The sequence below is a fragment of the Lysinibacillus sp. NPDC097162 genome, from assembly GCF_044762185.1.
In the GTDB taxonomy this organism is placed as follows: Bacteria; Bacillota; Bacilli; order Bacillales_A; family Planococcaceae; genus Lysinibacillus.
The window spans coordinates 167,204-191,524 of the sequence record NZ_JBIWDT010000004.1; the positions used below are offsets into that span (position 1 = coordinate 167,204).

Annotated in this window: 24 protein-coding genes; 18 read left to right on the forward strand and 6 right to left on the reverse strand. The window is 39.1% G+C overall.

The genetic code is table 11. The annotated features are described in order from the left end of the window. Positions 1 to 303: hypothetical protein (locus ACIQXW_RS17540; RefSeq protein WP_402764231.1), on the forward strand; the 303-nt coding region annotated here is incomplete at its 5' end. Here the strand turns inward: ACIQXW_RS17540 and ACIQXW_RS17545 are convergent. Continuing rightward, entirely contained in the window at positions 300 to 1,916 is a 1,617-nt protein-coding gene (locus tag ACIQXW_RS17545; RefSeq protein ID WP_402764233.1) for an MFS transporter, read from the reverse strand. The two genes, ACIQXW_RS17540 and ACIQXW_RS17545, sit on opposite strands and share 4 nt — an antisense overlap. 193 nt (positions 1,917 to 2,109) lie before the next feature. After that, entirely contained in the window at positions 2,110 to 2,676 is a 567-nt protein-coding gene (locus tag ACIQXW_RS17550) for a TetR/AcrR family transcriptional regulator (RefSeq protein WP_402764235.1), read from the reverse strand. 136 nt (positions 2,677 to 2,812) lie between these two features. Here ACIQXW_RS17550 and ACIQXW_RS17555 point away from each other — a divergent pair, with 136 nt between their 5' ends. From ACIQXW_RS17555 to ACIQXW_RS17615, 13 genes are all read left to right on the forward strand, one after another. Continuing rightward, positions 2,813 to 4,384, forward strand: a complete 1,572-nt coding sequence (locus ACIQXW_RS17555; protein WP_402764238.1) for a class I adenylate-forming enzyme family protein — start codon at positions 2,813 to 2,815, stop codon at positions 4,382 to 4,384. Between the two features lie 22 nt (positions 4,385 to 4,406). Next, complete coding sequence (locus tag ACIQXW_RS17560) at positions 4,407 to 5,570, forward strand: acyl-CoA dehydrogenase family protein (RefSeq protein ID WP_402764241.1); 1,164 nt, start codon at positions 4,407 to 4,409, stop codon at positions 5,568 to 5,570. Positions 5,571 to 5,591: 21 nt separating this feature from the next. Further along, entirely contained in the window at positions 5,592 to 6,107 is a 516-nt protein-coding gene (locus ACIQXW_RS17565; RefSeq protein ID WP_402764244.1) for an FAS1-like dehydratase domain-containing protein, read from the forward strand. 11 nt (positions 6,108 to 6,118) lie between these two features. Further along, the gene (locus ACIQXW_RS17570; protein WP_402764247.1) at positions 6,119 to 6,559 is read left to right on the forward strand and encodes a hotdog family protein; all 441 of its coding nucleotides are present in this window, start codon (positions 6,119 to 6,121) and stop codon (positions 6,557 to 6,559) included. 4 nt (positions 6,560 to 6,563) lie between these two features. Next, complete coding sequence (locus ACIQXW_RS17575) at positions 6,564 to 7,730, forward strand: thiolase C-terminal domain-containing protein (RefSeq protein ID WP_402764250.1); 1,167 nt, start codon at positions 6,564 to 6,566, stop codon at positions 7,728 to 7,730. A 6-nt stretch (positions 7,731 to 7,736) separates the two neighbouring features. Continuing rightward, on the forward strand, positions 7,737 to 8,153 hold the full coding sequence (locus tag ACIQXW_RS17580) for a Zn-ribbon domain-containing OB-fold protein (RefSeq protein ID WP_340822603.1): 417 nt from the start codon (positions 7,737 to 7,739) through the stop codon (positions 8,151 to 8,153). 12 nt (positions 8,154 to 8,165) lie between these two features. Then, positions 8,166 to 9,335 (forward strand): acyl-CoA dehydrogenase family protein, encoded by a 1,170-nt coding sequence (locus tag ACIQXW_RS17585; protein WP_402764253.1) that lies wholly within the window; start codon positions 8,166 to 8,168, stop codon positions 9,333 to 9,335. Between the two features lie 11 nt (positions 9,336 to 9,346). After that, positions 9,347 to 10,519, forward strand: a complete 1,173-nt coding sequence (locus ACIQXW_RS17590; protein WP_402764255.1) for a CaiB/BaiF CoA transferase family protein — start codon at positions 9,347 to 9,349, stop codon at positions 10,517 to 10,519. Between the two features lie 14 nt (positions 10,520 to 10,533). Further along, positions 10,534 to 11,748 (forward strand): CaiB/BaiF CoA transferase family protein, encoded by a 1,215-nt coding sequence (locus ACIQXW_RS17595; protein WP_402764258.1) that lies wholly within the window; start codon positions 10,534 to 10,536, stop codon positions 11,746 to 11,748. A gap of 148 nt (positions 11,749 to 11,896) precedes the next feature. After that, positions 11,897 to 12,040, forward strand: coding sequence for a hypothetical protein (locus ACIQXW_RS17600; RefSeq protein WP_340822610.1), 144 nt, complete (start codon positions 11,897 to 11,899; stop codon positions 12,038 to 12,040). A gap of 16 nt (positions 12,041 to 12,056) precedes the next feature. Further along, positions 12,057 to 13,721 carry a CoA transferase gene (locus tag ACIQXW_RS17605; RefSeq protein WP_402764261.1) on the forward strand — a complete coding sequence of 555 codons (1,665 nt, stop codon included), beginning with the start codon at positions 12,057 to 12,059 and terminating at the stop codon, positions 13,719 to 13,721. Further along, a complete protein-coding gene (locus tag ACIQXW_RS17610; RefSeq protein ID WP_402764264.1) occupies positions 13,718 to 14,497 on the forward strand; it encodes an enoyl-CoA hydratase/isomerase family protein in 780 nt (259 codons plus the stop codon). The genes ACIQXW_RS17605 and ACIQXW_RS17610 overlap by 4 nt, the downstream gene beginning before the upstream one ends. 11 nt (positions 14,498 to 14,508) lie before the next feature. Beyond that, a complete protein-coding gene (locus tag ACIQXW_RS17615) occupies positions 14,509 to 15,237 on the forward strand; it encodes an enoyl-CoA hydratase/isomerase family protein (protein ID WP_402764267.1) in 729 nt (242 codons plus the stop codon). Here the strand turns inward: ACIQXW_RS17615 and ACIQXW_RS17620 are convergent. Both ACIQXW_RS17620 and ACIQXW_RS17625 read right to left on the reverse strand, forming a co-directional pair. After that, a complete protein-coding gene (locus ACIQXW_RS17620; RefSeq protein WP_402764270.1) occupies positions 15,234 to 16,004 on the reverse strand; it encodes an IclR family transcriptional regulator in 771 nt (256 codons plus the stop codon). The two genes, ACIQXW_RS17615 and ACIQXW_RS17620, sit on opposite strands and share 4 nt — an antisense overlap. Positions 16,005 to 16,093: 89 nt before the next feature. Beyond that, a complete protein-coding gene (locus tag ACIQXW_RS17625) occupies positions 16,094 to 17,617 on the reverse strand; it encodes an amidohydrolase (protein WP_402764273.1) in 1,524 nt (507 codons plus the stop codon). An 82-nt stretch (positions 17,618 to 17,699) separates the two neighbouring features. Here ACIQXW_RS17625 and ACIQXW_RS17630 point away from each other — a divergent pair, with 82 nt between their 5' ends. Together ACIQXW_RS17630 and ACIQXW_RS17635 are read left to right on the forward strand one after the other, a co-directional pair. After that, positions 17,700 to 18,674, forward strand: coding sequence for an MBL fold metallo-hydrolase (locus tag ACIQXW_RS17630; RefSeq protein ID WP_402764276.1), 975 nt, complete (start codon positions 17,700 to 17,702; stop codon positions 18,672 to 18,674). 183 nt (positions 18,675 to 18,857) lie between these two features. Then, positions 18,858 to 19,757: a LysR substrate-binding domain-containing protein gene (locus ACIQXW_RS17635; RefSeq protein WP_402764490.1), complete on the forward strand. Its 900-nt coding sequence runs from the start codon at positions 18,858 to 18,860 to the stop codon at positions 19,755 to 19,757. A gap of 65 nt (positions 19,758 to 19,822) precedes the next feature. Here the strand turns inward: ACIQXW_RS17635 and ACIQXW_RS17640 are convergent, their stop codons facing one another. Next, on the reverse strand, positions 19,823 to 20,812 hold the full coding sequence (locus tag ACIQXW_RS17640; RefSeq protein ID WP_402764279.1) for an aldo/keto reductase family protein: 990 nt from the start codon (positions 20,810 to 20,812) through the stop codon (positions 19,823 to 19,825). Between the two features lie 428 nt (positions 20,813 to 21,240). Further along, on the reverse strand, positions 21,241 to 22,173 hold the full coding sequence (locus ACIQXW_RS17645; RefSeq protein ID WP_401019851.1) for a D-alanyl-D-alanine carboxypeptidase family protein: 933 nt from the start codon (positions 22,171 to 22,173) through the stop codon (positions 21,241 to 21,243). Positions 22,174 to 22,358: 185 nt separating this feature from the next. Between ACIQXW_RS17645 and ACIQXW_RS17650 the strand changes: the two genes are divergently transcribed. Beyond that, positions 22,359 to 23,051, forward strand: a complete 693-nt coding sequence (locus ACIQXW_RS17650; RefSeq protein ID WP_402764282.1) for a response regulator transcription factor — start codon at positions 22,359 to 22,361, stop codon at positions 23,049 to 23,051. Next, the gene (locus ACIQXW_RS17655; RefSeq protein WP_402764285.1) at positions 23,041 to 24,222 is read left to right on the forward strand and encodes a sensor histidine kinase; all 1,182 of its coding nucleotides are present in this window, start codon (positions 23,041 to 23,043) and stop codon (positions 24,220 to 24,222) included. Before ACIQXW_RS17650 ends, ACIQXW_RS17655 begins: the two co-directional genes overlap by 11 nt. The last annotated feature ends 99 nt before the right edge of the window (positions 24,223 to 24,321 follow it).

Consider the following 24,321-nt stretch of genomic DNA (forward strand, 5'->3'; position numbering starts at 1 on the left):
TCTAAAAGCGTGCGAATCGCCTGTAAACATAGTGAAATCGCCGCTAAAAGCGTGAGAATCGCCCGTAAACCTAAAGAAATCGCCGCTAAAAGCGTGCGAATCGCCTGTAAACATAGTGAAATCGCCGCTAAAAGCGTGAGAATCGCCCGTAAACCTAAAGAAATCGCCGCTAAAAGCGTGAAAATCGCCTGTAAACCCGCACATACCAACCACCGCCGTAGCGGACATCAACGTATAAGCAAAAAAAGTGTTACCTTGATCGCCATCAAGCTAACACTTTTTCTATTTCGCAACAAACTCTAAGAAACCGTCTCCTCAACAGCAACCATTTCCGAGGCAATAACTGCTGAAGCAGGTGCCTTCTTCGTCTTCGGAATTAAGAAGCATAAGAACAATATAGTAGCAAACAGTGCCATCGCAATATAGGCGATCGTATGGACAGCGGATGTAAGGCCGGCTGCAGTTGCTGTTGTAAAGATGGACTCGAATGATACTCCTAAAGATGTAAGATGTTCAGCTAATGCACTATTTTCGACAGTACCTGTTTGACCAGCGGCTAGTAGTGCTGCTGAATGCTCGCTTGCAATGCCAGCTTCCGTTGCGGAAGCGAGTAACGTTTCTTTAAATGCCGCGTCTTTAAAAATAGAAAATAGCACAATACCTGAAACAGAGCCTAATGGTGTGCCGAAGTCACGGATGAATGAGAATAGGCCTGCGCCTGCCGCTAGTTTTTCTTTTGGTACTTCGTTTAAGGCAAATTTCATTAAGATTGGTGTATTGGCTCCGGATACGAAACCAAGACAAACGGCTAATGTCGCAATAATATTAAAAGGTGTTGATGCGTCAAGCATTGTAAAGATAAACATTATAATTGTTGGGATAAAGAAAATGGCAATTAAAATGGAACGGCCATTGATTTTATCTGATAACCGTCCTACGACTAAGCCCCCTATCGACGATGCCCCGTATAGGAACATGTAAAATAATCCTGTTTGGGATGCATCCCCGCCTGGTCGTGAGGAGATAAAGAAATTCATGCAATAGATGAATAGCATAAAGGTTGCGACGATGAGCAAGTTAATGCCGACCGCCATACTAAATAGTTTAATTTTCAATAGAGATAGCTCAATTAGTGGATTGTTCATGCGATTTTCGCAAATCCATAACAGCACAATTGCAACTAATCCTACAGCTAACGTAATGATTGTATACGGTGAAAAGAAGCCAAACATTTTACCGATTGTGGACACGGACAATAATGTTATCGATGTAACAAAGATAAGGATGAGACCGATAAAATCAAAGGATGATTGCTTTTCTCCCTTCGATTCCTCTACGAAAATTAAGACAACAATTAAGCCAAGAAACGCTAATGCCGCACTAATCCAATAAATAATGGGCCAGCCATATTGTAAAATCAAATAGCCTGCAATTGCAGCGCCTGACATGGCAGCGATAGCTTGTACGGATGAAAAAATGCCCGATGCCATTCCTCGTTTTTCGGGTGGGAAAATGACCCCGATATAAGCAATGGCGATTGGTAAAATAAAGCCTACCGCTACCCCTTGGAATACCCTTGCAACTAGGAAGACTGTGAAATCTGGCGCTATTGCAGCGGCAACTTCTGAAATCGTGAAAATCACCATGCCGATGAGCAATATCTTTTTTCGACCATACTGATCTGCTAAACGACCAACAATTGGATACAGTGTAGCGGAAGCAACATAAAAAGTTAGTAAAATTAAACCAGCTAAATAGGTTGGTAGTTTAAAATGTTGCGAAATTACCGGAATGGCTGGTGCCTGAAATGCCATTGCCTCAATTGCTACAAATGCCCCGAAAACTAATGCTAAAAATTGAATCCATTGTGCCCTTGTGACCTTTGCATCTTGTGGTTTATTTTCCGTACTTGCCATTTCTAATCATCCCCCTTAATGATAATAAAGCGTTTACAATCCAATGCATCTCCTTCTGCAAGAATTTATTAAGCCTCATTATAAGAGATATATTTTTAAGAATTCAATCCACAAATTTTATAAAAATGTCGTAAAAACAACATTGTCTTATACTTTGATGGGTTTTTACTAACGTTTCGACAGTATTCTACTTTTAACCATTTAATTGCTGACAAAGCATGTTACTTTCGAAAAGTTTCGTCGTTTCTTGCGCTATAAATTGTGCGGAATATTGATAATATGTTTCAACACTCCAATGATAAATCATGCCTGTAATGACGGACGCATAATACGTGGCAGCAATTTGAGGTGCCGGCATCTTGTCTTTTACTAAAGTTAAAAATTGGTTATAGATTTCAGAAGAAAGTCTTTTCATAAAAGAATCGCTAAAAGTTAAAAATGTGTGGAAGGCGACATAGTGCTGTTCGACATAGCTAAAAATGGCATGTTGTACACCGTATTGAAAAAAGAAAGTTGGAGATGGCTCTGAATGCTGATCCATAATCCCGCAAATATCTTCAATAAAATCCAAAACAATTTGATTTTGTAAGTGTTCCTTTGTTTGAAAGTGCATGTAAAATGTAGAGCGATTAATATTACAACGAGCGACGATATCTGTAATCGAAACAACGGTAGAGCCTCTTTCTTGAACTAAAGAAATATACGTTTGCTTGATTAAGTTACGTGAATGCTGTGCACGACGGTCTTTTTTTACCTTCATAAAAACACCCCACAATTTTTAATTTTTGGTTCTAAATAAAAAATTTTGAAGAATTATTGCTATATTCGAAATTATATATTATCATAATCGAAATGACTATAATATTCTGAATATTCAATAAAAGGGGAGCGGCGGAATGAACGCATATTTGCTATTGTCAATTGCCTCAAGTATTGCACCAGAGCAAGAAATTTTAACTTTTTTTAATCGGCGTTTAAGTTATGAGCAACTTGCCCAGCGTGTAGGCGCATTGGCTAGTCGATTGGCAGCCGATGGTGTTAAACATGGGGATCGAGTGGGAGTTATTTCAACAAATAGCCCGGAAGTGGTAGAAAGTTTTTTTGCAGCATTTCAACTAGGTGCAACAATTGTGCCGATTAACTATCGTGCGAAGCCGGAAGAGTTGGAGTATATGCTACGAGATAGCGAGATTAAAGTTTTACTTATTGAAGGTCGCTATGTACAATCCATCGAGCAATTTTTAAATAATCCGATGTGCAACATTGATAAGACGATTGTAATAGGTGATGACGCATATGGTTACGAATTGTATGAAACATACATTGCGAATACTGAGCCGATGATTGACTTTGCCGACATAGATGAAGACGATATTGCGATTTTGCTCTATACGAGTGGGACAACGAGTTTGCCAAAAGGGGTCATGCTTACTTATACACAGCTAACAAATTATGTGATGGGGCATACCGAAGCGGCAACAGGTTTGCCAAATGGCGCATCGTTAACATGTGTTCCAAATTACCATGTAGCGGGGGCAACAAGTATTTGTAACTGTATTTATGGTGGTCGCCGTATTGTATTGATTCGCCAGTTTGAAGCAGATACGTGGCTAGATACGCTAGAGCAAGAGCAAGTAACACACGCATTTTTAGTGCCGACGATGCTAAAGCGTATTATTGACCATCCACGCTTCGGACAAACTGATTTTTCAAGTTTACAAAGCTTATCCTACGGGGCAGCACCAATGCCATTTCCAATTATTCGTCAGGCAATTGAGATGTTCCCTTTATCAGTTGATTTTGCCAATGCTTTTGGCATGACTGAAACAACATCTACTGTCGCTGTGTTAGGGCCAGATGACCATAAGCTTGTCGGTACACAAGAAGAAATTGAACGCAAGATTAAACGTTTACATTCGGTAGGAAAGCCGTTGCCAAATGTGGACATTAAAATACTCGATGACGGTCATAATGAGTTACCTCCTAATGAAATTGGTAACGTTTACATTAAAACCGCAAAGGCGATGAAAGGTTACTGGAATCGTCCAGAAGAATCGAAAGAAACGATGATTGAAGGCTGGATCAACACAAAAGATATGGGTTACTTCGATGAGGATGGCTATTTATTTTTAAAAGGTCGCAACTCAGACATGATTATCCGTGGTGGTGAAAATATTGGACCGCAGGAAATTGAAAATGTGCTTATGGCGCATCCAGAAATTTCTGATGCAGCAGTGATAGGTGTACCTAGTGTGGAATGGGGCGAAGAGATTTTAGCAGTCGTTATTCCAAATAATGAACTTGCACCACCCGCTATTGCGGATATTACGGCATATTGTCGAGAGCGACTCGCTAGTTTTAAATGTCCTAGAATAATAGAATTTGCAACGGAATTACCACGTACATCATCAGGTAAGTTATTAAAGCGTGATTTACGTGATCAATATACTACTAACTTAGTGGAATAAAAATAGAAAGGTGATGGGGGAAATGAAATTTGAATTAACAGCAGAACAAGAATTGTTACGTAAGACGATTCGTGAGTACTTGGCGGAGCAAATAACTGAGGAGTTAATCGAGGAGTTGAAAGTAACACCAGAAGGGGGACCTATTTGGAAGGCATACATTAAAAAGCTTGGTGATGATGGTTGGCTCGGTGTTGGTTGGCCAAAGGAGTATGGTGGGCAAGGTCTTACACCGCTTGAGCAATATATTTTTATCGAGGAAATAGATCGCACAGGTGTCAATATTCCGTTCATTACGCTAGAAACAGTCGGTCCAACGTTAATGAAATTAGGGACTGAGGAACAAAAAAATTATTTTCTACCAAAAATATTAAAAGGTGAAGTGGAGATAGCGATTGGCTATTCAGAACCACAAGCAGGTACTGACTTAGCTGCATTAGAAACAACAGCCGTTCGTGATGGTGATGATTATGTCATCAACGGTCAAAAGATTTTCACGACAAATGCACATATTGCTGATTATATTTGGCTTGCAGCGCGAACAGATACAACGGTGTCAAAACATAAGGGTATTTCGATATTTTTAGTACCAACGACAGACCCAGGATTTTCTGTTACGCCAATGGCACTAATGGGTGAAGAAACGAATGTTACCTATTATGAAAATGTGCGCGTACCTGCTTCGGCGCTTGTTGGTGAAGAAAATAAAGGCTGGCAATACATTACGTCACAACTTTCCCTTGAACGTTTAATGCTTTCTACATATGCGCGTATGGAGCGTATGGTGGAAGAAACATTAGCATTTGCTCAAGAAGCAGTGATTGATGGTGAACTTGTCATTGATCGTCCATGGGTAAAAGAGCATTTTGCACAAATGAAGATGAATTTAGAAGTATTGCGTTTACTCAATTACCGTGCTGCATGGGGACATGACAATGAACAAGTAGCGCCATTTAGACCTTCGATGAACAAAGTGTTTGCAGCCGAAATCAATCAGCGTGTTTTTGATTCTTGTATGCATATTATGGGGCTATTTGGGCAAGTGCGAGATAGCTCTGAATGGGCAATAGCGAACGGCGATGCAGAAAATTATGCAAAGAAACGCCTTGTGTTCTTATTCGGTGGCGGTGCCAACGATGTACAACGAGATTTAGTGGCACGTTTTGGTTTAGGCTTACGCCGTGCTTAATACAGAGGAGGGAACGAAGACATGTCATTAACAACAGAAATGCTACAATCGCTAGTCGGCATTGAATCAGAGGTGACAAAAGGCACTGATGAAGTATGCCGTCCGATGATTCGCCATTATTGCGAAGTGATGGAAGATGCTAATCCACTGTATCATGATGACGCTTATGCAAAGGCCTCACGCTATGGGGAAATTATCGCACCACCAACTCAGGTGCAAGTGTATACGATGAATCCACTTTGGCCAAAAGTAGAGCGCGAAAAAAATTCAATGGAACATTTAGTAGATTTGCTAAAGGAGCATGGCTATTCTTCGATTGTTGCGACAGCACAAGTACAAGAATATTTTGAGCCAATGAAAATTGGGGATGACATTAGCTATACGCTGTCCGTGAAAGAAATTTCACCTTTGAAGCAAACGGCACGTGGTCCAGGCTACTTCTCGACATTTTTATATACATTTTTAAATCAGCGCCATGAGGTTGTTTGTAAGCAGTCATTTACAATCTTATCGTATCAAGCGCAAGTGCAACAATAGGAGGAATGGGAATGGAAGCGACGACATATGCAAGCATAACGTGGAATTCAGTTGAAGTCGGAACGGAACTGCCTACTACTTCTAGGGAGGTAACGGCAGCATTAGTTGTGGGTGGTGCGATTGCAGCAACGCATGATTATGAAAACGTCCATCACGATCATTTGGCAGCAAAGGTAGCTGGCGCAGATGATGTCTTTATGAATATTTTAACGACGAACGGACTTGTCGGTAAATATTTAACCGATTGGGCAGGACCAGAAAGTACATTGAAAAAAATTGCGTTGAAATTAGCAGTACCCAACTATCCAAATGACACGCTCGTCTTTACTGGACATGTGAAAAACAAATATGAGGAAAACAATGAATGTTTAGTAGAGGTTGAGTTTGTCGGTAAAAACAATCTAGGCTATCACGCATTAGGAGAAGGCGTCTTAGCATTACCAAGGGGGTAAAGGTGTGGAAACGATTCAAGGGAAAGCAGCAATTGTAGGCATTGGACAAACGGAATTTAGTCAAAATTGCGGAAGAACGGAATTACGAATGGCACTTGAAGCGATTCTTGCTGCTGCAGAGGATGCTGGATTAGATATAAAAGAAATCGATGGCATGGTCAATTATACGATGGATAGTGCGACACAAATAGATATTGTACGGGCACTTGGGATTCCAAACTTAAGTTACTTCAACCAAATTCCATATGGTGGTGGTGCGAGTTGTGGAACGGTTGCCAGTGCAGCAGCAGCTGTCGCATCGGGTATGGCGAACTACGTAGTTTGTGTGCGTTCCATTCGTGATGCATCTGGTCCGATGCGTTATGGCGATTTTGAGCCAACACGTGTAAGCGGAGATTTGCACATGGGCATGTATCATCCGTATGGCTTACTAACACCTGTGTCATGGGTAGCGATGTTTGCCAACCGTTACATTCATGACTATGGCATAAAGGATGGACAGCTAGCATGGGCACCTTTAGTAAATCGCGAAAATGCCAACCGCAATCCGAATGCAATTTTTTATAATCGTAAAATGACGATGGAGGAATATTTGGCATCGCCTATTAATGTTGAGCCATTGCGTCGCCATGATTGCTGTTTAAGTACTGACGGTGCAATTGCAGTCATTGTGACAACGCCAGAGCGTGCAAAAGCATTAAGACAAAAGCCAGCAATTATAGCGGGAGCAAGCCAAGGAATGTCTACAAATGGAGAAGTGATGACGAGTTATTACCGCGATGAAATTACGTTTTTGCATGAAGTAGAAGCATCAGGTAAAAAGTTATTCCAACAAGCTGGCATTACACCGCAAGACATTGATGTGGCACAGATTTACGATGCATTTAGTCCGTTAATTCCGATGCAACTGGAAGCACTTGGCTTTGTAAGTCGAGGTGAGGGGGTTGCGTATTGTGAAGGTGGTACGAGAATCAATCGTCATGGTGAGTTACCGATTAACACAGCAGGTGGCTTAATGTCGGAAGGTTATTTACATGGTATGAATTTAATAACAGAAGGTGTTCGTCAAATTCGTGGTACATCCACAACACAAATAGATAACGTAGAAAATGTGCTTGTTACAGGTGGTACATGTGTGCCAACAAGTGGGCTCATTTTAAGAAGGGGGTAAAACAATATGGTGCAATATACGGGTATTGGCACGCCAAAGCCTAATATGAATGAAGATACGGAAATGTTTTGGCACAAGCTTCGGGAAACAAAGAAACTACATTTTCAACAATGTTGCAAGTGCGGTACGGTGTTACATCCACCGCGTCCTGTTTGTTATAACTGCCACAGTTTTGAATTGGAATGGGTTGAGGCACCTACAAAAGGAAAAATCTATTCTTATGTTGTGTATCACCGTTCGGTACACCCAGGGTTCCAAACACCGTATGAAGTCGTGTTAGTTGAATTAGAAAATGGGGCAAGAATTGTCGGCAATATGCTCGATGCTGCTCCAGATGAAATAGCAATTGGAATGCCTGTAGAAGTAGTCGTAGACGATCAGGTATATGAAGACGTATCTCTTATTAAATTTAAAAAAATATGAGGAGGGTTCGTAATGGATTTTCATTTAAATGATATTCAAAAGGAGTTTAAGCAAACAGCTCGGAAGTTTTTTAAAGAGAAGTGTGGGCTGGAGGAATTACGTGCCTTTGAAAAAAATCCACATCATTATTCAGAAAAGCTTTATAACGAACTGGTGGAGCTAGGCTTTGTCGGTCTTGTTGTGCCAGAGCAATATGGTGGTTTTGGTGGAGACTTTTTAGATTTAGCGATTGTCATGGAGGAAGCGGGTTGGGGCTTATTCCAAGGACCTTTCTTATCAACAATCGTGAGTGGTGTCATGCCAGTGCTTACACATGGTACTGAGACACAGAAAGAAAGTTGGCTACCCGCATTTGCAAATGGAGAACAGAAAGTCAGCTATGCCATTGCAGAGCCACATGCCCATAACAAATTGGAGCATCTGACGCTAGAAGCGGTTTTTGCTGGAGATAAATATGTGGTAAATGGTACGAAGTTATTTGTTCCTTTTGCACAGTCAGTTGAAAAGTTATTTGTCGTAGCACGTACAGATCAGGGTGCTGTTGGTTCAAAGGAAGGGTTGACAGTTTTCCTTATTGATACGGCTACAAAAGGAATTGAAGTGAAAGACATTCCAACGATTAGTGCAGACGGTTTATGTGAAGTGCAGTTTAATCATGTGGAAGTGTCTGCTGAGGAAATCGTAGGCAAGGTTGGAGAAGGGTTCCGAGTAGCTAGCGATATGCTAACATTTGCGACAGCATTAAAATCTATTGAAATGACGGGTGTACTCAGTCGAGCAGTTGATATTACATCCGATTATGTTAAGGAGCGTCATCAATTTAATGTGCCAATTGGTTCGTTCCAAGCGGTTCAACATCGCATGTCGGATATGTTAACAATTGTTGAAGGTGGTCGTCTAGCAGCCTTTCATGCTTTTTCAAGATTAGTAGAAGGCAAAGATGCGACAACAGAAGTAGCCATTGCAAAAGCTTGGCTTAGTCAAGAAGGACAAAAAGTAGTGACGGGTGCACATCAACTACACGGTGGGATGGGGATTGATTATGACTATCCACTACAGTTTTGTTACCGTCGCTTTAAAGGGCAACAACTAGAATTTGGTACGTCAGAAGTGCATCTGCGTAATCTAGGTGAATGGTTGTCCATAAAGCCAGAAGAACCTTCAAAAGTATCTAGTATGTAAGGGGGGAGTAGATGACGAATTCAGCGTTAACTCATCTGAAGGTACTTGATTTATCCTGGCATATTGCAGGACCCTATTGTACAAAAATATTGGCGGATTATGGAGCTGAAATCATTAAAGTAGAACGTCCTGAAACGGGTGATCCATCAAGAGCGGCTGGTCCTTTTAAAAATAATGAGGAAAATTTAAATGCGAGTGGTCTATTTGCTTATTTAAATAATAATAAACAAAGTATTACACTCGATTTAAAATCCGAGCAAAGTATTCGTGTTATCAAGCAGTTAGTGAAGGATATGGATTTACTTGTTGAAAACTTTGCACCAGGTGTGATGCAGCGACTTGGCTTAGATTATGAAACGTTAAAGGCAATTAATCCAAAGCTTGTCGTGGTATCGATTTCAAACTTTGGGCAACAGGGAGAATTTGCACACTATAAGGCAACGGAGATTATTACGCAGGCTATGAGCGGTTTCTTATCTTCAGTAGGTGAGCCAAATCGAGAGCCAGTACGTGCAGCGGGACAATTACGTATTTTAGAGTATATTACAGGTACGTTTGCAGCATCATCGGCGCTAGCGGCATGTCGAGAGGCTCGGGAAGCGGGAGTAGGTGCGCATTTAGATATATCCATTGCGGAAATGGGCTTATTACAGCGTTCCTATCCAACTGTTCAAAACTCTTATCCGACAAGTGTTTTTAAGTACGAGGGACGTTATGTCATGCTGCCAGGTATTGAACAATGTAAGGATGGGCATGTCGGCATAAGTGTTCTAACAGGTCAACATTGGCAAGGATTCTGCTTTATGATTGAGGCGTATGATTGGGTAGAAGATGAGCGTTTTACAACGTTACCGCAACGATTAATTCATAAGGACATTTTCCAAGAGCGTCTTGATGCGTTTTTAATGGAGCATACGACTGAAGAAGTGCTTGCTTTAGGCAATGAATGGCGTGTACCTGTAACGCTTGTTCCAACTTTTGAAGACTTACTTTCTTTAGAGCAGTATGTAGAACGTGAATTTTTCGTCGAGGTCAATCATCCAGAGCTTGGCATAATGAAGCAACCTGGTGCACCGTTCCGAATGTCGAAAACACCTTGGTCGATTCGTACAAGCGCACCTTTATTAGGTGAGCATAACGAAAAAACATTCAAAGCATTTTATGATAAAAGTACACAAATGTAGAAAGGGTGAATCATATGCATCAACCATTAAAGGGCGTACGAATTTTAGATTTGTCGATGTGGTGGTCAGGCCCAATGTGTACGTCTTATCTCGGTGCACTTGGTGCGGAAATTATTAAGTTGGAATCCATTCAATCACCGGATGGTTTCCGTTTTATGTTAACATCCCCGAAGGAATATTGGTGGGAGTTTGGACCACAATTTAACGCTGCAAATCATAATAAATTAGGTGCGACGCTTAATTTAAATGATGAAGAGGGAAAAGCGTACTTTAAAAAAGTTATGGAAAAATGCGATATTGTCATTGAAAACTATACACCACGTGTGATGGAAAACTTTCATTTAACTTATGACGTGCTATCTCAGTATAAGAAAGATGTGATTATGCTATCGATGCCAGCCTATGGGAAAACAGGACCATATCGTGACCAGCCTGGGTTTGCGTATACATTTGAAATGCTATCAGGCATTGCACAATTAAATGGTTACCAAGATGGTAAACCGATGACTGTACTTGGCGTCGCTGATGTATTAGCAGGTTTTCATGCGGCAGCTGCCTTGCTAATTGCACTAGAGAATCGAGATCGTACTGGTGAAGGACAGGAAATTGAGCTTGCGCAAAATGAAGGTTGTGTGAATTATATGGGCGCACCTATTGCGGACTTTATATTGAATGGCAAAAATTGGAGCCGTGTCGGTAATCGTCAGCCAGGAATTGCCCCACAAGGTGTATACCGTACACAAGGTAAAGATAGTTGGGTTGCGATTTCCATCACTTCGGATGAAGAATGGCAAAGCTTATGCCAAGAAATGAATGCACAATCGCTCCTAAACGATGAGCGTTTGAAGACGGCGGCAGGGCGCTTTGCTGCCCATGATGAGTTAGATACTATTATTTCGAAGTGGACACAGCAGGAGACACATCATGCAATTGCGTCACGTCTACAAAAAGTCGGTGTACCAGCAGGTCCTGTATTGGAAGTGCATGAAATGGAGCAAGATTCATTTTTAAAAAATATGTATCAAGAAGTAACAAGAGAGTATGTAGGGACACATTTATATCCTTCATGGCCAATTAAATGGAACAATGAACGTGTTTTACATAAAGCACCCGCGCCGTTACTTGGTCAGGATAATGAGTATGTGTTTAAGGAGTTATTACAACTTTCGGATGAAGATTATAATAGCTTGCTAGAAAAAAATATTATCGGCAATAAAATGCTTAGCTAAAGCGAGGGAGCGTAAATGACCATTAAAATAGGAACGAAATTCACATGCCCAAAATGTCAAAGCGAATTCATTATTATGAAAATCGGCGAGGGACAGCTAACTTGCTGTGGGCAGAAGATTAGTGAGAAAAAGTAAGGAGTGATGTACGATGGCGAATCAATTAGGAAAACGCTTTGAATGTTTGGAATGCGGAAGTGAAGTAATGTGCATCAAATCCGGTGAAGGTTCTGTACAATGCTGTAACAAAAATATGCAGGTGAAAAAACCAGTCGCATTACCAACAGCGGACTAAAATAGGAGGTCGTTTTATGAAGCAGCAAACACTTAAGGGCTGTAGAATTCTAGAACTTTCGACAACGCATGCAACGAGTTTTGCTGCTGAATTATTACGGCTGCAAGGAGCCTATGTAGAAAAAGTGAGTTTGAAGCAACCTTTCTTTTGTGATTCACAGAAGGTGCTTACATCATCGGTACAAACAGTGAGTGAATGGGATATTGTACTAACGGACGACAGTATGTGGAGATATGCGTGTTTTCCAAAAGCAGTCACAGTATTCATTAACTTTCATTCTTTTCAAACAGGTGATGAGCGTGAACTACAAGTAAAAGCAGGCTGGCTTAAAGAAAGTGAGCAAGAAACATCCCCTTCTATTGCCATTGGAGGTTTCCCCGCCTCATTATTAGTGGCAGCTCATATTGCTTTTGTCACAGTTTGTCAGTTACTTGAAGGGCGGCGCGAATCCACAGTAGTGGTGCATGTAGCCTCAATTTTAGCGAGTGCCCTACATGGTCGACTGTTTACGAAAGAAGAACAAGAGATTGTGCCGATGATGCTAACCCCTGCTGTGGATGGTCATCTGTTCATTGGTGCTCCAAGTGATGAACAGTGGGCATTTTTAACTCGTTGGGCACAATTAGATTTGCCAACTTGTACGACACAATTTGAAAGATGGTTGCAAAAAAGTGATATCGAGGCATCACTAAGTAAGTGGAGTTCAAGTCAATTACGGCAAGAGCTAATGACACTTGGGCAAACGTTTCGATTGCCATTTGCTAATGTCCAATCGCATCAGGAAGTAATACAATGTCCCCAACATAAAAGTAGAGGTTTTATTGAACAACAACGCATCATCCGTTCCCCATGGATTATGTCAAAAGGGCTGGCAGCAAACCAGCCCTTTTCTTTTACCAGTTTTAAGGAGTTACAAATTGTGGATTTGACAGCGATGTGGGCTGGTCCGTATTGTACACGATTATTTGCAGATTTAGGAGCTACAGTAATTAAAATCGAAGCGCCACATCGGCCAGATGGCATTCGTGGTAAGTCGGGGTCAACGCCATTTTTTGAAGAGCTCAATCGCAATAAAAAATCAGTCGTTTTAGATTTGAACGTGGAGGAAGATAAAGAGATACTGTTACGTCTCATTGAAGACAGCCATATTGTCGTTAATAATTTTAGCCCGCGTGTAATGGGGAATTTTGGTTTGACAGATGATGTACTACAGCTACACAATGCGTCAATTATTCATGCATCGTTATCCGCATTTGGTCAAACAGGACCTTATCGAGATTATGTAGGCTATGGGTCCACACTAGAGTCCATGAGTGGAATAGTAGCACAAACATTAGATCATACAGGAACCCCTACGCTACCACTATTTTCAATAAGTGACATGCTAGCAGGTGTCATGGGCGCCTTTTCGATTATTCTTGCCTTGTATGAACAAACAACAACGCATGCAGCCTATATGATTGATGTTTCGCAATATGAAGTAGCGACGATGGTAGCTTGGGTTCCTTATAAGCATACATCTGATGCATCATGTGTCAAAACAATGCATAAATGTGATGACAATATAATAGAGGAAACACCAAATTCGTGGCAAGTACAGAAAGGAAGAGCCCCTTATTTTGGTGAGCATACAACTTATTACAAGACACATTATTCCAAAGAAAAGAGGGATTCACTATGACTTATCAATTTATCAATATAGCCAAACAGCAAGGCGTTGCCTACATACAACTAATAGACAGTAAAACACAAAATGAATGGCATGCACCCTTTATTCAAGAGTTACGAGATGTGGCTATTTATTTGCGTGATGCAACGGATATTAAAGTAGTTGTTGTCGGTTCGAGTGCAGATGAGTTTTCAATTGGCAGTAGACTCCCTGCGATTGTAGAGGAAGATGTTCCACAACAATATCAGACAGTATGCCTTGCAACAGAAGCACTTGAACTATGGGCAAAGCTACCATATCCAATTATTATGGCGATTCATGGGCAATGTACATCATTAGCATTTAGCTTTGCTTGTATTGCAGATATCCGAATAATCGCGGAGGATGTGCAATTCGCGGTACCTGAATTAGCTTACGGATTAGTGCCAGCCGGGGGCATTACACAGCGATTGCCAAGGTTAATTGGTAAAGGTGCTGCAATGAGTGTCTTGCTTGGTCAGTCTACTGTAACTGCGGAGGAAGCGATGGCGTTAGGCTTAGCTACAACACAAGTAACACGTGAGGAGTTGTGGCAATCGGCTTGTGCAGAAGGATTGCGTCTAAGCGAGCTCTCTACTTTATCATTACAATATACGAAGGAATGCTTATATCGTGGAAGCGAGCTACCATTTGAGCAAGGCTTACGTTTAGAGTTAGATGTGTATTTATTATTACAAACTTCACGTGATCGTATGGAAGGTGTACAGGCATTTTTAGAGAAGCGCAAGCCACATTTTATTGGAGAGTAGGAGGAGATGACATGGAATCAATCGTTTTATTAGAGCGAGATGAAAATATAGCCATTATTACATTGAATCACCCTGAAAAATTAAATGCTGTTAGTGTGGCGATGCGTGATGCACTGTATGAACAAATTTTAGCCGTACAGGCTGACCCTACAATCGATGGCGTTATTTTACGAGGCAATGGCAAAGGATTTTGTGCTGGTGCAGATTTAAAAGAATTTGGCACAATACCTTCCGTCATTGAAAAGCGAAAAATTCGGATTCAGCATGATATTTGGGATGAATTCCGTCGATGCTCTAAGCCGATTGCCGCTATTTTACATGGCTTTGCGGTTGGCTCTGGCATTGAGATGGCGATGATTTGCGACTTTCGTTTTGCAGCACCAAAAACAAAAATTTCTTTGCCTGAATGTGCACTAGGTATGTTACCGGCAGCTGGCGGAACACAAAGCCTACCCCGATTAATGCGTCATGGTTGGGCAATCGATTTTGCGATGAAAGGTTATTATTTGTCAGCTGAGGAAGCGAAGGCTCGTCAAATTGTCACGGACATTTTTGAAGAAGAGCATTTATTTGATGAAGTATTAAATTTTATGAAGCGTATAACGACGTATCCTAAGACAGCACAGCAAATTAAACGATTAATTTCTAGTGGTATGGATCGATCGTTAGAGCAAGGGCTTGCATTTGAACAAACCCTTGTAAAGGAAAGTTTTAAGCAACAGGTCATTGCAAATGGCTAGTGTTGCTTTTCAAGAAAGTCTTGTGTAATTTTTGCTGTATATTCTTGCACGATTTTTTCCATTTGTTCTTTAATGTCATCATTAAAACGGGAAAGAGGGAGAAGAATCGTTAGCGCGGCTACAGGCTCTTCACTATTCCCCCAAATAGGCGCAGCAACACCAATCATACCATCTGCCCGTTCACCAAGGCTCCAGGCATAGCCATCTTGCTTGATAGTGGAGAGCTGTTGTTTTAGAAGCTCAATATCTAGCGTAGTTTCTGTATGTTGGATATAGGTAGTGCGATTAAAATATGTTTGTAAATCTTTAGGCGACATGTAGGCCATATGTAATTTACCGATAGCGCCGTAATATAATTCATATTCTTCTCCTAGTGGAGTGGTTACTTTTAAGGCATGTTCACTTTCAAATCCTGATAAAAAGAGGTGTTTATTACCTGAGCGTATAGATAAGTAAACAGACTCCTTTGTTGTAGCTGCAAGTTCCACCATGTATGGCTGGGCAATAGAGACAATATCTGGCGAATGAAAGCGATTGACGATTTGGAAAATAATTGGCCCTGGCTGATACGTTTTATTTTCGGAATTTTTTAATAGCATACCACGGTCAGTTAACGTAACTGCTAAACGAAAAGCCGCTGTTTTACTAATTTGTAGCTCGCGCTCAATATCAACTAGCCCGATTGATTGGTATTTTAAAAATAATGTGAGTAATGAGATGGCATTATCCACAGTGCTTAATCGGTGGACGGTTTTAGTATTATCCATAGTTTTCACACCTTTCCGTTGTTAGAAAATTGCGATTATAGCAATTAAGTACTTATTATATATATATGTTGCTCGAAATACAATATTTGTTATGAAGAATGATAAAGTCGCTCACCAGCAATCCATGTCTCTAATACTTGCATGTTTTGGAGCTGATAAAGGGTGCAGTTTACAGGATGTTGTTCAACAATAATAAAATTAGCGTCAAAGCCTGGTGCAAGTTGCCCTATTTGGTGTTGCTCACCAATAACTAAAGCGGCATGAGTCGTATAAAGGTTAAGCGCATTTTGTCTTGAAACAGCCTCTCGTATATTTACTTGTAAGCCATTTTTACTTTGCCTTGTACATGCAGCATGCAAACCAAGCCAAGGGGAGATAGGCGCAACGGGTGCATCTGAACCAGCTGCGACTGTTATGCCTTGTTGTAGTAAAGAATTCACTGGATAGAGCCAACTGTGTTCATTATCGTCAACTTGCTGTAAGTACCGATCTCCATGAATATCGATAAACGGAGGATTTGTGACAACCTGTATTTGGTGTTCATGTATCATATCGAAAAAAGCTTCGGGACATAAACTCAAGTGTTCAAAACGACAAATTCCTTTTACTTCAGGGAGTTGCTGACGTACTGTTTTTAATACATCAATAGCATGCCAAACCATCTCGGGATTTACAACATGAATTGCAACAGGGCTATTTGCGAGAAAAGCTTGTTTCATCATTTGTACAACGGCATCCTTTGTAGGATAAATTTCTGGCATTGTCTCCAACACAATTTTTAAGGCATTCCGTTTAAATAATGGTATAGGTTGTAGATGATTTGCTAGGTCATCAAAGTGTGGGCTACCGGTCATCCAGTGAACTGGAATTTTCCAAAAGTGTTGAGCAGCTTTTTTCCATATTGCAAGCTGAGATGCTGATGTAGTTGGAGATGCATCACAAACAGTAGTAATCCCTAAAGATAGAAGCTTTGCTTGTAAAGCTTCTATGCCCACTAACCACTGTTCTTCAGGTAATTTCGGTAAAACAGATTCATTTAGTAAAGCATCTGCTCCATGAATAATACCTGTAGGCTGTCCAAGTGAATCAAGCTCAATATGGATGCCGTCATTAGGATGATTTTCTAAAGCTTGTTTGAAATAGTCCCAACCCTTACTGTTTAACACGGATGTATGCCGCGTTACATAGCGTACACGGATTGGGTGATTGGTAGAAAGCTCATCCAACATTGCCATAGATAAAGGTTCTATATGGGGGAAATGAAAAGGATGATAGCCATTAATACGAACCCAATTACCGTTTGGAATATGTGAAATTTGCTCACGAAGATATGCAAAAAGCGCCTCTTTCGTTTCGTATGATATTGGTATATGTATACTAAACTGTTCGCTAACCATCGCTTGCAAGTGACAATGTGCATCGATAAAACCAGGCAAAATTATCTTTTGCTGTGCATCAATACTTATTTTAGCTTGATAGGGTGAAGAATCATTATGCCCAAATAGAGCAATGATTTTTCCGTTATGAATGGCCATACTTGTAGCGATTGGTACAGACGTTGATTGTGTTAAAATAACGGCATTATAAATAAATAGATCGATTTGTTGTACCATAAGTTGGCTCCTTTCCATAAGAAGTGCTATTATCTTAACATAAAAAGACAGAATAATAGAATAATTAAGTGGGGGTGTAAAAATGCAAAATCAAAAGCTTTTAAATTGGCAAGTTGTTACATTGCCGATTCCTTATGATTTACGTAGTGTTAACTGCTATGTAATTGAAGAGCCTTCTGGAATTACAATTATTGATACAGGTGACGATAATGCTGAGTCGAAAGAAATATGGCGGCGGGTCATTGGTCAACGACGAGTTAATCGTGTACTTATCACACACTTGCATATTGATCATTTTGGCTTGGCAAAATGGCTCCAAGATGAGTATGAGACAACTATTTGGATGTCTCAACGAAGTTACGAGGAATTTACGAGCAGACGGGAACGCTTTGAAAACGGAATTACTGAGGATGGAAGTTTATCTTTTCTGGCTGATTATGGGATGGTGCAAGATAAAGCGGCATCTGCGATATTTAATCGATTCGAACCATTTCAAGTACATGTAGATGTAATTTTTTCAGAGCATCAAATGATTGAAAGTGAAACATTTAATTTACAGCCAATTTGGACACCTGGACACTCGCCAGATCATTATTGCTTTTATGAAAAAGAGGCAGGCGTGTTATTTTTAGGTGATCATTTATTAGAAATTATTAACCCGATTGTTATGCCTTCTACACACATGCAAAATCCTCTTGCCTTATATTTAGCGACATTTGAAAGCTTAGGTCAATTGAAAATTCATGATGCATTGCCAGCACATGGGACACAGATTGAAGACTTTAATGAGCGCGTATCACGATTGATGGTTCATTATACTGACAAATGCCAGCAAATTTTAAATGCAATATCTGAGGAAGGGGCGACCGCACAGGAAATTACGAATCAGGTATATGCACATAAGCCAGCAGAGCTTCGAGGGGCTGCATTTATTCAAGTGATTACCTTTGTACATTATTTAATGGAACGCAATTATTTAGTACGAAAGCGTAAAGGTCAAAGTTACAATTTTTATCGAAGCAGTTTGACAGTTGAAAAGCCATTTACACTTTGTTAGGCGTATGCGCACTATACTGTTCATGATAAATTAAGTGTATTTTTGCCGATATGGCAAGAATATACTTATTTTTATTTTAGTCAAAAAACTAAGATAGTTCTTTTCTTAAATAATGAAATGGTAGATTATGCTAAAATTAATGTAAATAGTTGCATATTGGATTTTCAGAAGGGGTGCATAAAAATAGATATTAGGAAAATTCGCTATTTTATAATGGTCGCAGAAGAATTGAACTTTAGTCGCGCAGCAGAACGTCTCAGAATGGCACAACCTCCTTTAAGCCAAGAAATTCGTAAGTTGGAAGAAGAATTAGGCGTACAACTTTTTCATCGTACAAAAAGAATGGTTGAACTGACGGATGCTGGAAAGATATTTTTAGCAGGGTCTCAACAAATGTTGTTGCAGTTAGAAAGAACAATAGAGGAAACACAGCTTGCTGCTGAAGGTAAAATAGGGAACTTAGTAATCGGTTTTGTCGATTCCACAGAAATTGTTATAGAAGTGCTGAATGTATTTCGAGAACGCTTTCCTAAAATTAATCTTATGTTGCGTGAAATGACAACGGAGCAGCAAATAAAGGCACTTAATGAAAAACAAATTCATATTGGATTTATTCGGTCTAACCAGAATAACGAAATACTATCTTCTGAAGTTTGTTCTGAAGAATCTTTAAGAGTAGTTTTACATCAAGATCATCCTTTTGCCAAATTGTCCGAAATTCCAGTCGAGTTGTTAATTGGTGAACCATTTATTTTGTTTCCGCGTCAAATGGGCTCAAATTTTTATGATTTAATTATTAGCTACTTTTGGGAGCATGGCGTAAATTTAAATGTAGTTCAAGAAGCTATTCAAATGCATACGATTGTTAATTTAGTTGCAACAGGAATGGGCGTTTCTGTCGTCCCTTCGTCTGTAGAAAGTTATAAACGTCCAGGTGTTATCTATAAAAAAATCCAACAAACTACACCAAAAGTAAACCTATATGTTGGATGGAGAAAGAATGATACATCTGCAGTTGTAGAACAGTTCCTAACAGTTGTTAGAGAGGTATATTCGCTTTTACATCTTGACCATCAAAAGTAAAAGCCCATCCACATGGGATGGGTAGGAAGTATTGTTAGTTAGTTCAAGCTTTATCATGCATAAACTCAACCTGTTTTACTTGGATCGTACTCAACGATACCTTCTAATACTTTATCAATTTGCTGCATTATTTCAGGCTCTAGTTTGACACTAGCAGCTACGGTATTCTCTCTTACCTGTTCTGGACTCGATGCCCCGATAATTGCTGATGAAACATTGTGATTTTGTAGCACCCAAGCTACTGAGAGCTGAGCAAGGGAAAGATCAATCTGTTGTGCGATAGGCTTTAGGTTTTGGATAGCAGTAAGAACATTGTCATCCATCCAACGTTGTGCAAGTTTATTGAAAAATGGTTTACCAGCTGAAGAGTTAGCACGGGATTGTGTTGGTACTGGTTGTTGAGGTAAATATTTTCCTGTGAGAACACCTTGTGCTAAAGGCGACCATACTACTTGTCCGAGTCCCTCACGTTGACAGGTTGGGATTACATCAGTTTCGATAACTCTCCACAGCATTGAATACTGGGGTTGGCTTGCGATAAGAGGGATATTCAATTCACGTGCAAGTGCTGCACCACGGGTAATTTGTTCGGATGTCCACTCACTTACCCCGATATATAGAACTTTACCTTGTCTTACAAGATCTGCGAAGGCTAACATTGTTTCTTCAAGGGGAGTAGTTGGATCAAACCGGTGTGCATAATAGACATCTATATAATCAGTCTGCAACCTACGTAAAGAGGCATTACAATTTTCAAAAATGTGTTTTCTTGATAAACCTCTATCATTTGGCCCGTTTCCAGTAGGATGGCACACCTTTGTGCAAAGTTCAATGCTCTCGCGTCGTATACCATTTAAAGAACGACCGAGTATTTCTTCAGCTTTTGTATCTGAATAAACATCCGCAGTATCAAATGTTGTAATACCAACATCTAGAGCAGCTTTCACACACTCATTTGCAGTATCTTCATCTACTTTGCCCCCGTGATTTATCCAGTTGCCGTATGCAATCTTGCTTACAGATAATCCACTATTGCCAAGTTTATTAAACTCCATTCCAATTCCTCCTTTAATAGTGATACCTTCATTATAAAGACCAGATTTTAACATGGATAATATATTTTTACTAAGTGATTTATATAAAATATATATAAGACGATAAGGGCATTCTGTGTCGTAAGATAAACATTTTGAATATACGATTTCTCATCAGTTCCAGTGACTATGGTATTAACAAATAATTAAGAAAGTAGCTAGATTAACGAAAGAATTACTTAATAATAAGAATTTATGCGAAGTCGTATAGGGGAAGGTAATACATATCTGGTTTGAAAACACAATTGTAATAGGAAATCTAATTTGCACAATGAGAAGGTTGTTTGATAACGTTATAATTAGTTCTGTTATCAAGAAAATTTATAAAGACAGTTGGAAGTGAACAGTGCTTCTAACCGCCTCTTTTAATTTTCTCTAGTTTGTCATTTTCAAAAATGCTCAAATCCAAATGAGAGTAACTTATGTGTCTCAAGAAATCGAGCATCATCACTTTTTGCGCCCATTACAACCGAAATCAGTCGTGTATCTCCACTTTGTGCAGTTCCTGTAAAGCAATATCCTGCAGTTTCAGTAAAACCTGTTTTTAATCCATCCACCAGTTTAAAATATAAATCTTGATTTTCGGGATATAGCATAGCGTTGGAATTCTTTAAGGTTGTCCCATCGTATGCTAATTTGTATTCAAGCAGTTTGGTTGTTTCGATTACATCAGGGTAATCACGTAATAATTGATTGGCAAGTAATGCAACATCTTTTGCTGTCATAACATTTTCAGAACCATCAGTATTAGATAATCCTGTTGAGTTTACAAATTTTGTTTTGGAAGAAAGACCTATCTTTTTAGCTGTATCATTCATTAGCTTTGCAAATTTTTTCTCTGATCCTGCTATGTGCTCTGCCAAGGCAATGGTAGCGTTGTTTGCAGAGTGAATAACCATCGCACTATATAAGTCCCGCACTGTTAAAACATCATTGTCTTTGACATAAATTTTAACCGCTCGGGAATCCATATTGTTTGCACTGTGTGACATTACAACCGGATCATCCCATTCTAAATTTCCATTATTAATTTGCATCTGTACTATATACTCTGTCATCATTTTGGACATGCTTGCGACTGGAAAAGGGATATCTGCATCTTGTTCCATTAAGACCACTTCTGTAGATGCATTCAATAAGATTGCTGAGTGACCTGTTATGGTTGGTGCTTCTAATGGAGAATCTATAAAGGCTGGTGAGAGTCTAAAGTTCTCTTTTATCTCGTTTTTTTGGTTGAACTTGAATGCTCCTACATAGCACCCTATTAAAACAATTACAATAATTAGTAATTTGCTTTTTCTTTTGAGCTTCCTGCATTTCATCTTTTTTTCCTCCGTCTCTTCTACTCTAAATACTTGTTAACAATTCCTTATTGTAGTTAGTGAAAATAAATAGAAAGGAAAGAAAAGTTAAAGAAAGTCTTAAGATTACGGTAGTAGATAGTTTTACGAAAGTATCTACGTTTATAATATAAGAAGAATTTAGAAAAAATAGGTGGTGTTGTCTTATGAGTGCCGTTATTTTAATAATAGATGACGATACTGATATTACGAATTTATTACGGATTTATTTAGAGGCGGAACACTATAAGGTGCATATAGCACATGATGGGGAAGAAGGCTTAAAAATGCTTTCAAGGCATTCAATTAATTTAATTATTCTAGATGTGATGATGCCTAAAAAGGATGGGATTTTAGTTTGTCGCGAAATACGACAAAATAATCAAACTGTACCGATTTTAATGTTAAGTGCAAAAGCACAAGATATGGATAAAATATACGGTCTTACTACTGGGGCGGATGATTACCTTATTAAACCTTTTAATACATTAGAACTTATTGCCCGAGTGAAAGCATTGTTAAGAAGATCAGGGTACTTACAAATTAACAAAGAATCCTCTACTGGTATAATCTGTGGACCTTTAGAAATTAATAAACAGAAACATACTGTAAGTATTGATAATACCCCATTGAAATTAACAGCAATTGAATTCGATATTTTATGCCTACTTTGTAGTAAGCCTGGACGTGTATATAGTTCTGAAGATATCTTTCAATTGGTATGGAATGAACAGGAAATCTATTCAAGTAAAACCGTAATGGTTCATATAAGTAATTTAAGAGCAAAAATTGACCGCGCATTAAATGGTGAAAAACTGATTGTGACTGTTTGGGGAGTTGGTTATAAAGTTGAGTATTAGATTGTTGTTACTAGAAATTGGGCTATTTTCGAAGTGGCGTCTTATCACCGCGATTATTCTATCCACTATTTTGTCAGCAGTTACTTTATTCATTATTAAAAATGCGGTGGTAGGTTTTATTAATACATCAGTAGTTGGTAGTGGCATGGTTACCGAATTTATTACTTTGTTTGGTAAGAGGAGAGTTAATGATATTCTATATTCTTCTCATTGGCCATTTCTTCTTAAATTGATAAGTTTTTTTATAGTATTCATATTTTATTTTTTATTATTTTACCGACGTGAAAAAAGAAGACTGTTTTTTAAATCTCTCAATCAGCTGGTTACCGATACTAAAAAGTATGTAGGCAGTCCAGATACGAAGTTCAAACCGGTTTATCAAGATAAAAATTTGTTGCAATTAACAGAAAGTATCAATATGATTATCAGCAAAATGGATACATTGATAATGGAAGAACGCAATGCACAAAGAACAAAAAACGAGCTAATTACAAATGTCTCCCACGACCTACGTACTCCATTGACTTCTATACTTGGTTATTTGTCACTTATTACGGAAGATAAATATAGAGATGAAGTAGAACTAAGGCATTACATTGATATTGCCTATGAGAAATCAACTCTGTTGCATAGGTTAATTCAGGATTTATTTGAATATACTAGAGTGCAAAATCATCAGCTTAAAGTAAAAAAGGAACCACTCAATATAAAGGAAATGCTTGGGCAGCTAGTTGAACATAATCTTATTGAGATAGAGCATAGGCAGTTTGTTTGTAATGAAACATATTGTTCTAATCCACTTATTACAGAAGCAGATGGGAATCTTCTTATTCGTGTTTTTGAGAACCTGTTGTCAAACGCTTTAAAATATGGAATAAAGAAAAAACAAATTGATATTTGTGCTACTTTAGACAATAAAAATATTTTAGTAAAAGTGATAAGTTACGGGAATCCCATCCCAGCTTTAGATTTACCTCATATTTTTGAAAGGTTTTATCAGGTTGATAAGTCACGTGGAATGCATTCTGAAAGTTCCGGTTTAGGACTTGCCATTGCTAAAAGCATTGTTGAAATACACGAGGGTGAAATAAAAGTGGAAAGCAGTGTAGAAAAAACCGTGTTTTCTGTTTATCTTAAGAGCCTTTCTCAAGATGAACAAAGCTTAAAATAAATACCAATTATTGTCTTTTCTATCGAAGGATAGTAAGTTGCATCATTATCACAATAAAAAAATTTGATGAAATGAAACAAACTTATTGTAATTCGGCAT

Coding starts and splice junctions, on each gene's coding strand:
- ACIQXW_RS17605 (WP_402764261.1), top strand. CDS start 12,057: ATGAAGCAGCAAACACTTAAGGGCTGTAGAATTCTAGAACTTTCGACA.
- ACIQXW_RS17650 (WP_402764282.1), top strand. CDS start 22,359: ATGAGTGCCGTTATTTTAATAATAGATGACGATACTGATATTACGAAT.
- ACIQXW_RS17550 (WP_402764235.1), bottom strand. CDS start 2,676: ATGAAGGTAAAAAAAGACCGTCGTGCACAGCATTCACGTAACTTAATC.
- ACIQXW_RS17645 (WP_401019851.1), bottom strand. CDS start 22,173: ATGAAATGCAGGAAGCTCAAAAGAAAAAGCAAATTACTAATTATTGTA.
- ACIQXW_RS17585 (WP_402764253.1), top strand. CDS start 8,166: ATGGATTTTCATTTAAATGATATTCAAAAGGAGTTTAAGCAAACAGCT.
- ACIQXW_RS17545 (WP_402764233.1), bottom strand. CDS start 1,916: ATGGCAAGTACGGAAAATAAACCACAAGATGCAAAGGTCACAAGGGCA.
- ACIQXW_RS17560 (WP_402764241.1), top strand. CDS start 4,407: ATGAAATTTGAATTAACAGCAGAACAAGAATTGTTACGTAAGACGATT.
- ACIQXW_RS17570 (WP_402764247.1), top strand. CDS start 6,119: ATGGAAGCGACGACATATGCAAGCATAACGTGGAATTCAGTTGAAGTC.
- ACIQXW_RS17615 (WP_402764267.1), top strand. CDS start 14,509: ATGGAATCAATCGTTTTATTAGAGCGAGATGAAAATATAGCCATTATT.
- ACIQXW_RS17600 (WP_340822610.1), top strand. CDS start 11,897: ATGGCGAATCAATTAGGAAAACGCTTTGAATGTTTGGAATGCGGAAGT.
- ACIQXW_RS17640 (WP_402764279.1), bottom strand. CDS start 20,812: ATGGAGTTTAATAAACTTGGCAATAGTGGATTATCTGTAAGCAAGATT.
- ACIQXW_RS17565 (WP_402764244.1), top strand. CDS start 5,592: ATGTCATTAACAACAGAAATGCTACAATCGCTAGTCGGCATTGAATCA.
- ACIQXW_RS17620 (WP_402764270.1), bottom strand. CDS start 16,004: ATGGATAATACTAAAACCGTCCACCGATTAAGCACTGTGGATAATGCC.
- ACIQXW_RS17580 (WP_340822603.1), top strand. CDS start 7,737: ATGGTGCAATATACGGGTATTGGCACGCCAAAGCCTAATATGAATGAA.
- ACIQXW_RS17590 (WP_402764255.1), top strand. CDS start 9,347: ATGACGAATTCAGCGTTAACTCATCTGAAGGTACTTGATTTATCCTGG.
- ACIQXW_RS17555 (WP_402764238.1), top strand. CDS start 2,813: ATGAACGCATATTTGCTATTGTCAATTGCCTCAAGTATTGCACCAGAG.
- ACIQXW_RS17630 (WP_402764276.1), top strand. CDS start 17,700: ATGCAAAATCAAAAGCTTTTAAATTGGCAAGTTGTTACATTGCCGATT.
- ACIQXW_RS17610 (WP_402764264.1), top strand. CDS start 13,718: ATGACTTATCAATTTATCAATATAGCCAAACAGCAAGGCGTTGCCTAC.
- ACIQXW_RS17595 (WP_402764258.1), top strand. CDS start 10,534: ATGCATCAACCATTAAAGGGCGTACGAATTTTAGATTTGTCGATGTGG.
- ACIQXW_RS17625 (WP_402764273.1), bottom strand. CDS start 17,617: ATGGTACAACAAATCGATCTATTTATTTATAATGCCGTTATTTTAACA.